We start from the raw sequence: 10,387 nt of genomic DNA, 5'->3' as shown, positions 1-10,387 counted from the left end.
ACCCGATGACAACAAGATTATTTGCCGTTTTTGCGCTGTTGACCTGGGCAATCGCGTTGACTTTTGCAGGCGGAGCTGAAGCGCAAACATCGCTCATTCCCGGCTACACAACGGGTGCGGACAGCACCGACGAGGCCTCGGAAGATGGGGATCTGGTTGCTGCGATCCGCTCAGCAACCGAGGCTGGTGCTAGCGTAATCGTCATCGACAGTGCGGGGAAAATCGTATCGTCGGGTGCACCGGCACAGGCCAATCAGGACGCCGCAGGCGACCCGATGGCCGATGGGTCGCAATTGATGAAGGCGCAGGAGCGGTTTTCGAAATTCCGCGAGTCGATGCAGTCGCGGCTTGAGGCGCTGCCTTATTCGATTTTCGAGGTGAAATACGTCCTGCGCCAAACCAGCCCCGATGGCCGAATACAGACCTATGTCGAGGTGTTGTTCTGGAACATCCTGTTCCTGTTGCTAGGGCGGTGGCTGTCAACTGAGATTTACGGCAAGCGCATCGCCAAGGGAATCGTGGTCGCGCGATCCAAGGAAAACCCGCAGGGCTACCGCGAAAAAATGCCGTTTTTGGTGTTCCGCTTCCTTATGGGGATCGGGGGTACGATCTTTGCCATGCTGATGGCCCTGATCGTTGGATTCCTGTTTTTCGGCGAGGCTGAGGATATCTCGATCCAGTTCACGGTCACGGCAATATTCGCGGCCTTCTTCCTGTCGCGCACGGTGTCCGATCTGTGGCGTATGGTGCTGTCGCCCTATCTTAGCCAGTACCGCCTGCCGCCGTTTTCGGACCGGGACGCCAAACGGCTTTACATCTGGGCTTCGGCGATTGCGACCTATGACATCTCGGTCGTGATGTTTTCGACCTGGGTCGCGGATTTCGGGCTGAACTATAACGTTTATGCCATGGTCTATGGCGGCCTGACCATGTTGGGTGCGTTGGGCAATTTGCTGATGATCGCGTTCAATGGGCGTGCCATTTCCCATGCCATCCGGGGCGGACGTACCAAGGAACAAGTGTCGTGGATCCTGCGTTTCATCTCGCTGGCTTGGGCACCTGCGCTGATCGTCTATATCGTGTTCAGCTGGTTCAAACTGGCTGTCGATCTGGTGCTTGAAAACCAGAACTCGATCCCGATCGTGGCCAGTAGCTATGCCATCTTTATGTCGGTGGTGATCGCTTACGGTGCGATGAACTATCTGCTTGAGCGGTATTTCGACCGCAACCGCCAGATGGAGGAGATGAACGCCGAAGACGCCGATGCGCCCGAGGAGGAGTTAATCGAGACCCCTCTGGCCGAAAAACGCGCGCATTCCATCGTGACGTATGAGGATCTGGCGCGCCGTGTGGCTGGTATTCTGGCCTTTGTGGTTGGGCTTTATGCGCTGGTCGTCATCTGGAACCCGGATGCCAGCTGGAGCGAGGAACTGCCTATCGAGCGTTTCCTGGACGTGATGGTGATCATCTTCATTGGCTATGTCCTGTTCCATTTCTTCCGCATCTGGATTGACAGCAAGATTGCTGAAGAGATTGACGATGGCGGGGCCGAGGCCGAGCTGGGCGATGAAGGTGGCGAAGGCGGGCAAAGCCGTCTAGCCACTCTGCTGCCTCTGTTCCGGGGGGCGATCTTGGCGGTGGTTGTCGTAACCATCGCGCTGATCGCGCTGATGGAAATGGGCATCAATGTCAGCCCCCTGTTTGCGGGCGCGGGTGTTGTGGGTCTGGCCGTTGGGTTTGGATCGCAGACGCTGGTGCGGGATATTTTCTCGGGGGCGTTTTTCCTGATGGATGATGCGTTCCGCAAAGGGGAATATATCGACATTGGTGATGTGAAAGGCACTGTCGAGAAAATATCGGTCCGGTCGTTCCAGCTGCGTCATCATCTGGGTGCGCTGAACACCATTCCTTTTGGTGAGATCAAGGTGCTGACCAATTATTCCCGTGACTGGGTGATCATGAAGTTACCCTTGCGCGTAACTTATGACACTGATGTCGAGAAGGTACGCAAACTGATCAAGAAGCTGGGGCAGCAATTGCTGAGCGACCCGGTTATCGGCGACAATTTCATCCAGCCGCTCAAGTCGCAGGGTGTGATCGAGATGCAGGATTCCGCGATGATCATCCGCGTCAAGTTCATGACCAAGCCGGGTGATCAGTGGTTGGTGCGCAAAAAGGTCTATCAGGAAATCCGCGAATTGTTCGCCCGCGAAGGTATCCGGTTTGCGCACCGCGAGGTAACGGTGCGTCTGGCCGATGAGAAAGCGCCCGAAGACCTGACGCCGAAACAGCGCGAGGCGGTGACTGGTGCGGTGCAGGCCGCGATTGACGAAGATTATCTGGACGATATCGGCCCCGGCGGAGGGGATGACAGATAGGACGTGCTCCCGCCCCTTTGGGCCGAGCCGCGCGTACCGCGCGGCGGATGCGCTAGGGCTTCAGCGTTGGCCAGACGGGTTGGGACGTGCCCAGTTTCGATGCAGGCAGAGGCCAGTGCATGTCCGTTGTGCTCAACCTCAGGGCCGGTTTTAGACGATGACCGACACCCCAGCCGGATTCCTCGGGCGTGCGGGCATAGTCGGTCGGGTTGGCATTTTCGATATCCTCAGACGTTTCGGACTTGCTGAGAATGGCCAGCAATTCAGCAGTTCGGGCAAGGGACAAGCGGGCCTGCATGATTGAGTTACCTTGGGCGGCCTCGGCCAGAGCAGACAGCACGGCGGCGGCCATCAGATAGCCGGTTGCGTGGTCCAGCGCCTGCACCGGCAGGGGCGTCGGCTTGTCTGCCTTGGCCCAGATGCGGCCAGTATCGGCGATGCCTGCGCTCATCTGCACAAGGCTGTCAAATCCGCGCCGGTTCGCCCATGGCCCCTGCCAGCCATAGGCGTTCAATGTGACTTCGACCCGGTTGGGCGCAATCGCGTCCCGTTTCGCTTGCGTCAACCCCAGCGCATCCAGCGCGCCTGGGCGATAGCCATGCACGAACACATCCGCCTGAGACAGCAATTCCTGTAATGTCTCCATTCCGGCGGGCGACTTTAGATCCAGATAGGCACAGTGTTTGCCCAGCGAGACATCCGGGATCACGCCGGGTTCGTCCCAGCCGGGCGGATCAATACGCAAAACCTCGGCCCCGACCCCGGCTAGAGTGCGGGTGGCAATGGGGCCTGCCAGAACGCGGGTCAGGTCCAGAACGCGCAGGCCCTGAAGCGGCCGTTTGGCCGTGGCCTTTGGACGGTTGCGCAGCATGATCTGGCGGGGGTTGTGCCAGCCGATCAACGGATCACGCGACACCGCCCGGCCTTGGGGATGCTCCAGCCATTCGGCCCTGCTGCGCATCGCGGCGGTGGCGCCGCCCTCGGCTACGATGGCGGTTTCCAGATCTGCGATAGCCCATGTTTTGAGGGCCTGAGCGACAGCATCGCGGTCTGCATCGACCTTGAGCACGTTCAATGCGGCCTGCCGGTGGCGGGCCAGGTTGGTATGCAGCCTGATCCACCCGTCAGAGGCTTGATAATCCCCGGCGATGGCGTCCCAGAGGCTCGGCATCTCCCACCCTTCGGGCTTGAAGGAAAATCCATACCACAGTGAAGCCAGCCGGTGATCAACCGTGACGTCGGGCGCGCTGGACGTCAGGTTCAGGGACACCATCAATCGCGCCAGCTCTTGCCCCACCGCCGCAAAGCTGGCGGTTGCCAGTTCAGATACCGCAAAGGCGCTGAGCCGCGCTCCGCTTCCGATTACCCGATAGCTTTCCGGGTCAGGAAGCGCCGAAACCAGTGTCATTGCTGATAGGGGTCGAGACTGTCGCGCAGCCCGTCGCCAAGGAAGTTGAAGGCCAGCACCACCACGATGATCGGCAGCATCGGGATTGCCGTCCACGGGTAGATCTCGATCGAGGCGAGGTTCTGTGCATCGTTCAGCATCACGCCCCAACTAACCGCTGGAGCCCGCAGGCCGAGGCCCAGGAAAGACAGCGCCGTTTCCCCCAAGATCATCGCCGGGATCGACAGAGTGGCCGAGGCAATAAGGTGGGACATGAAGTTCGGCAGCAGGTGCTTGCGGATCACACGGCCCGAGCTTGCACCCATCATTTCGGCTGCGCGCACATATTCTTCCTCGCGCAACGACAGGAACTTGGCGCGCACAGATCGGGCAAGGCCGGGCCAGTCGAGTATCCCGAGGATGATCGAGATTATGAAGAACACTGCCACTGGGCTCCAGTTCGAGGGCACCGCTGCAGACAAGGCCAGCCACAATGGCAGTTCGGGCAGTGAGCGTAGAATCTCGATGACGCGGTTGATGACCCAGTCGATCTTGCCGCCGAAATAGCCCGCCATCGACCCGAACAGGATGCCCAGGAAGAACGACACCGAGATGCCGATCAGGCCCACGGTCAGTGACAGTTGCGCGCCATAGAGAATGCGGCTGAAGACATCCCGGCCCAGACGGTCGGACCCCCACAGGAACAGCGTTGCCCCTTCGGGCGCACAGAACAAATGCGTGTCCGACTTGATCAGCCCCGCCAGCCTGTACTCGGCCCCTTCACAAAAGAACTGGAGCGGGCGCGGATCGCTGGTGTCAGTCACGGCTTTCCACTGGAAGGTCTCAAGGTCGGCCTCGATCACCGTCGGGTAGACAAACGGACCGACGAATTCGCCTTCGTGGAACCAGTTGACGCTTTGGGGCGGGGCATAAAGATGCTCGTCATTGCGTTCATTCGCACCATAGGGGGCAATGAACCCGGCAAAGGGCAGCATCAGGTAGCACAGCAGCAAGAAGATACCCGAGATCAAGCCCAGTTTGTGCGTGCGGAACTTGCGCCAGACCAGCAGCCAGTTGGGGGCGTCCAGATCAGCTCGCTCGAGCTGTTGCAGGGCGGCGTCTGGATCGAAGGGGGCATCGTCGACATAGCGACCGTCAGAGCGTTTGGTCATGCTTCACGCCCCTCATACCGAATTCGCGGGTCCAACATGACCAGCAAGATGTCCGAAATCATTGTCCCGATCAGCGTCAGCAGTGCGACGAACATCAGGATGAAGGCAGACAGGAACTGATCCTGCGTCTTCAGCGCGGTCAGCAAGGTCGGGCCGATGGTTTGCAGCCCTAGCACCACCGAGACCAGAACCGACCCAGACACCATCGAGGGCAGCAGGTTGCCGATATCGGCGACAAACGGGTTGAAGGCCACGCGCAGCGGATATTTGGTTAGCATCCGCGACGGGGCCATGCCTTTTGCGATGGCGGTTTCCACATAGGGTTTGCCCAGCTCGTCCAGCATATTCGCGCGCAGCCGTTGCATCATCGCCGAGGCGCCCGAGGTACCGATTACAAAGGTCGGCACAATCAGGTGGAGAAGGATGGATTTCATCTTGTCCCAGCTCATCGGCTCACCCTCGTAAATCGGGTCCATGAGCCCGCCGATGGGCAAGTTGAAATATTGGTGGCCGTAGTAGAACAGGATCAGGGCCAGCAAGAAGTTCGGTGTGGCCAGACCCAGATAGCCCACAAAGGCCGAGGTATAGTCGATCCACGTCCGTGATCGTGCCGCCGCAAGGACACCAAGCGGCAAAGCGACCGCATAGACAAACAGGATTGCGGCAAGGTTCACCACAACGGTCAGCCACAGGGTGTCGCCCACAATCTCGGCCACCGGGCGGTCAAATTCAAAGGACCAGCCGTAATTGCCTTGAATCAGCCCCTCAAACCCATGGGGGCCGGGCCAGAAGCCCATCCAGATCAGGTATTGCTCCCACATCGGACGGTCCAGCGCGTATTCGGTACGCAAGAATTCGGCCTTGGCCACACCGGCGGATTGCCCTGAGGCCTGAAGCTCGGCGATTTGGTTGCTGAGGTAATCGCCAGGCGGCAGGTTGATGATCACGAAGATCAGAACCGACACCACAAGCAGTGTCAGCAGCATCGTGAAAAAGCGATACACCGCGTAGCGCAGCATTACCATTTAGCTGCTCCTGTCAGTCGGCGAAGTAGAACTCGTCGGGGCGATGGATGCCGAAATGCGCGCCGGGTTCCCATGCCCACATGGCCTGTTCGGGCACGTTGCGCAGGCGGTTGGACACAACGATGGGCTGCGGGGCGCCATTCAGAATGCCGATGGCATAAAGCTGATCGGCGTGGATCTTCAGCATCTCGGACCAGACGGCCTTGCGTTCGTCATCCGATGTGGCGATTTCCCAGTCATGGGCAAGTTCCATCAGGCGCTCGGCCTCGGGCATATCGGGCGCTTCGCCGACATCGCCGCCGGTCTGGTAATACTGCCCCCATTTCGGCCAGGCCAGAAACACCTGATCGGTGGGTGCCAGATAGGCGGGTGAGGTGTGGGCCTGCGGGATACCGTCATCCCAGCCAAACCAGACCGAGGCCATGGTATTCCCCGCAAACACCCGGTTCCGCAGGATGTCCCGGTCCAGCGGGCGCATCACCAGATCGACGCCTATCTCGCGCCATGTGTCGGTAACGATCTGCAAGGCGTTCTCGACCTCTTGCCGCTCACCGGCGGTTTCAATGATCAGTTCCATCGGGCGGCCATCGGGTAGCAAACGAATACCATCCTTATCGCGCTGGTTCAGGCCAGCTTCGTCCAGCAAAGCGTTTGCGGTTTCGATGTCATATTGCGCCCAGGCCTTGGCGTTTTCCTCGTCATAGAAGGGTGAGGCAGGCAAAACCGACATCGCACCCGGTTGCGCCAGTTTGAAGTACAGCGCCTGATTGATCGTCTTGCGGTCAATGGCCAGCGACAGCGCGCGACGCACACGCACGTCGCGCAGAACTTCTCGCCATCCGTCATCGGCAAAGTTCAGGTTGGGATAAATCGCAATCTGCGAGGCAACACCGGTTTTCCACAGCAGGGTTTTGTAATTCCCCCCGGCTTCACCCTTTTTCAGGATCGAGGCGTCCCGGAACGCCAGCCCACGCCCTTGCAAATCGGTCTCGCCCGCATTGGTCTTGGCGGCGACCAGACCGGGTGCCACGATCTCCATCTCGACCACGTCGATATAGGGTAGTTGCACACCTTTGCTGTCGATGCGGTGGTAATAGGGGTTGCGAACAAAGTTGTGCCGGATCTTTTTGCCAGAGCTGGCATTCAGCCAAGGTTGCAGCGTCGGCAGCTCGTGATTGTCGAACTTATAGAGGTTATCCAGCTTGTTATGTAGCGCCGCCCAGCTTTTGACGCGGGCGTCTTCGACCTGAAAGGCCAGCTTATCGGCGTCAGCGAAGCTCTCGTGATATTGTTTCAGAAACGCGGATGGGCGGTAGATGAACGGCGGGCGCGCCTGTGCCAGTGACTGCAGGAAATCAGGGTTCGGGTCGGCCCATTCGAACACGATGGTCGTTTCGTCAGGGAAAGTGACGGCCGGGCTCTTGCCTTCGACAATCAGGAAATCCGGCGGCCCCGACGGGCTGAGCAATTCGTTATTGGCTACGTCCTCCCACCAGTATCGAAAATCTTCGGACGTAAAGGGCGACCCATCGGACCATTTGTGGCCTTCGCGCAGGTTCAGGGTGAATTTGCGGTTGTCTTCATTGGTGAAGGATTCCAGCAGATCAGGGACAATTTCGTAATCTTCGTCAAAACCGACCAGGCGGGCATAGCCATAGACCACCATCTGCCGAATGTCCTTGGATCGCGTCACCATGGTGCGCAACGTGCCGCCCGGCGTTCCGAACTCACGCCCCTTGGCGGCCAGATCGACCACCAGCGGCTCAGCCGGTAGGCGTTCTGCGACGGGAGGCATGTTTCCGGCGGCCACTTCGTCTTCCCAGAACGCGCTTTCCTGAGGGGTGGGGGTCTCTGCTGTGGCGGGCAGAAACCACAGCGCCGACATTGCGGCTGCCAGGATCAGGGGGCGAGTGGTCTTAAACATGGCATCGTACCTTATGGCCGGGCTCCATTTCCACCAATGATGGTATCACGGAGTCGGTAAATCGGAAGGCGTCATCCCAACTGTCGGGCGAACCGGCGCCCAAAGCAACCAAATTCAGGTCGATGGGCCGGTTGATGTCGGGTTCCGGTTGTGCGGCGATCAGCGCCTTTGTGTAGGGGTGGTGCGGGTTGTAGAACAGTGTCTCGGGCGGGGCTTGTTCCACCACAAGGCCCCGGCGCATCACTGCAACTTCGTCTGCGATGCGCGCCACGACCGCAAGGTCGTGCGAGATAAAGAAATAGGACAGTTTCAAGCTGTCTTGCAGGTTTTCCAGCAGCGTCAGGATCTGTTCCTGCACCGAGACATCCAAAGCCGAGGTCGGCTCGTCACAGACAATCAGCTGTGGGTCCAGCATCATCGCCCGTGCGATGGAAAGCCGCTGTCGCTGACCGCCTGAAAACGCGTGAGGATAGCGTTTCAGCATGTCGGCGTTCAGCCCGACCCGTTGCAGCATCTCGGCCGCTTTGTCCCGTTGTTCGGCGGGCAAGCCGATCTTGTGGATCTCCAACGGCTCGGTCATCGCGTCCTGAATGCGCATCCGCGGGCTGAGCGAGCTGTAGGGGTCCTGAAACACCATCTGCGCCTTGCGCTGAAACGCAGTGCGCTGGGCGCGGGTCATGTGGTGAACCGTGATCGGGTCGGCGTCGGGCGCGGTGCGAAACAGAACCTCTCCGCCCGGATCGGGGGGCTCGGCCCCGAGCGCAATGCGGGCCGCCGTGGTTTTGCCCGATCCGCTTTCGCCGACAATGGCCAGTGTCTTGCCACGTGCCAGATTCAGATCGACACCGCGACAGGCATGGATCAGCCGGTCGCCTTGCCACCCTTTGCTGGAGCGCATGGTATAGGTTTTGGAGACACTGTTCATTTGCAGGATCAGGTCCTCGCTGGGCATCGGTATGCCGACAGCTTCCTTGTCGGGAATCTGGGGCGCGGCGTTGAACAATTGCTGGGTGTAGGGATGCGCAGGTGTGGTCAAAATAGGCGCGGCCGCCCCGGATTCCATCACCCTACCCTTGTGCATAACGACCACTTGTTCGGCCATATTGGCAACGACGCCCAGGTCGTGGGTCACAAGGATCAGCGCCATGCCCGTCTCGCGCTGCAACTCTTTGATCAACCCCAAAACCTGCGCCTGCGTGGTGACGTCAAGCGCGGTGGTTGGCTCATCCGCGATCAGCAGTTCCGGCTTGGCAACCATTGCCATGGCAATCATCGCACGTTGGCGCATGCCGCCGGACAGCTCGAACGGGTAAGAATCATAGGCGCGCTGGGGGTCAGGAAAGCCCACGCGTTCGAACTGGGTCAGAACTTCTTTGCGGGCCTGCGCCTCGGACGCGCCGCGATGCAGCCACAGAACCTCGCTGACCTGATTGCCGATCTTGTGCAAGGGCGACAGCGACCGCATCGGTTCCTGAAAAATCATCGAGACCCGATTGCCGCGAATGTCACGCATCTGGCGCTCACTGATTGCCGTCAGGTCTTCCAATCCTTTGGAATCATTCAGAGTAATGGTGCCGCTGCGTATCTGGGCCGTGCGCGGCAGGATGCGAAGCGCCGCGCGGCACGTGATGGTTTTTCCAGACCCGGACTCGCCCACCAACGCCAAAGTCTGCCCGGCCTCGACGTCGAAACTGACCCCCTGAACCACGGCCTCACCCGCACCGAAGCCGATGCTGAGGTCCCTGACAGACAACAACGCAGTCATGCGGGTTTCCCACCCGTTCGGCCGTCACTCGGCATAGGCTTGATCAACTCCCCGTGTTTTTTGTCGCAGTTTCGCGCGGTTGGGCCTGATTAGTCAAACCCGTTCTTGGGCTGAAATGTCGCGGGAATATGAAACTGACGCGAAATTGCCTACACAAACCCTTGAGGATTTGTCATCACAGGCGGCGTCGATGCCTGATTAAGCTTCGGCAACTATCAAGGAGAGATTTTCCCGTGCCCGATCCCCAAAGCCGCCTCGATCTGTTCATTGACCGCATGGTCTCGCAACGGGCCTGCCTGGACTATGCCATCGCTCAAACGCAGGGGATGGACGGGCCGGTGTTCGAGCTGGGCCTGGGTAATGGCCGTACTTATCACCACATGGTGCAGTATGTGCGGAACCGCCCGGTCTATGTGTTCGAACGCGCCGTGGCCTCGCACCCGGATTCGACCCCGCCGGAAGATCTGGTGATTTTGGGCGATGTGCGCGAGACGTTGCCCGCATCGCTGGATCGATTCGGCGCTACGGCCAGTTTGATCCATGCCGATCTGGGCGGGCATAACCGCGAAAAGAACGACGCTTTTGCCCGGTTCGTGTCCCCGTTGATCGAGCCGCTTCTGGCCGAGGGCGGATTGATGGTCTCCAGCGACCGGATGTATTTTGATGGGCTGAGCGAATTGCCTCTGCCAGACGGAGCAGTTGAAGGGCGTTGTTTCATCTATCGCCGCTGAAGGGG

7 protein-coding genes are annotated in these 10,387 nt (G+C 59.5%); 2 read left to right on the top strand and 5 right to left on the bottom strand.

Annotated elements, in window-relative coordinates; translation table 11 throughout:
- Nucleotides 1–5: 5 nt before the first annotated feature.
- Entirely contained in the window at nt 6–2,378 is a 2,373-nt protein-coding gene (locus tag GOV80_RS04190) for a mechanosensitive ion channel domain-containing protein (protein WP_170782952.1), read from the top strand.
- 52 nt (nt 2,379–2,430) lie between these two features.
- On the opposite strand, the gene GOV80_RS04185 is transcribed toward GOV80_RS04190, so the two are convergent.
- From GOV80_RS04185 to GOV80_RS04165, 5 genes are read right to left on the bottom strand one after another with little or no spacing between them, the layout of a single operon-like run.
- A complete protein-coding gene (locus GOV80_RS04185) occupies nt 2,431–3,786 on the bottom strand; it encodes a CoA transferase (RefSeq protein WP_170782951.1) in 1,356 nt (451 codons plus the stop codon).
- Complete coding sequence (locus GOV80_RS04180; protein ID WP_170782950.1) at nt 3,783–4,937, bottom strand: ABC transporter permease; 1,155 nt, start codon at nt 4,935–4,937, stop codon at nt 3,783–3,785. The genes GOV80_RS04185 and GOV80_RS04180 overlap by 4 nt, the downstream gene beginning before the upstream one ends.
- Nucleotides 4,934–5,962 (bottom strand): ABC transporter permease, encoded by a 1,029-nt coding sequence (locus tag GOV80_RS04175; protein WP_170769881.1) that lies wholly within the window; start codon nt 5,960–5,962, stop codon nt 4,934–4,936. Before GOV80_RS04175 ends, GOV80_RS04180 begins: the two co-directional genes overlap by 4 nt.
- Before the next feature lie 13 nt (nt 5,963–5,975).
- Entirely contained in the window at nt 5,976–7,886 is a 1,911-nt protein-coding gene (locus tag GOV80_RS04170; RefSeq protein WP_170782949.1) for an ABC transporter substrate-binding protein, read from the bottom strand.
- The gene (locus tag GOV80_RS04165; protein ID WP_170782948.1) at nt 7,879–9,651 is read right to left on the bottom strand and encodes an ABC transporter ATP-binding protein; all 1,773 of its coding nucleotides are present in this window, start codon (nt 9,649–9,651) and stop codon (nt 7,879–7,881) included. Before GOV80_RS04165 ends, GOV80_RS04170 begins: the two co-directional genes overlap by 8 nt.
- A 233-nt stretch (nt 9,652–9,884) precedes the next feature.
- Here GOV80_RS04165 and GOV80_RS04160 point away from each other — a divergent pair, with 233 nt between their 5' ends.
- Nucleotides 9,885–10,382: a class I SAM-dependent methyltransferase gene (locus tag GOV80_RS04160; RefSeq protein ID WP_336510118.1), complete on the top strand. Its 498-nt coding sequence runs from the start codon at nt 9,885–9,887 to the stop codon at nt 10,380–10,382.
- Nucleotides 10,383–10,387: the final 5 nt, after the last annotated feature.

This window comes from Ruegeria lacuscaerulensis (assembly GCF_013034685.1).
In the GTDB taxonomy this organism is placed as follows: Bacteria; Pseudomonadota; Alphaproteobacteria; order Rhodobacterales; family Rhodobacteraceae; genus Ruegeria; species Ruegeria lacuscaerulensis_B.
Note: the sequence above shows the minus strand (reverse complement) of the source record. Positions and strands in the feature narration are given on the sequence as shown.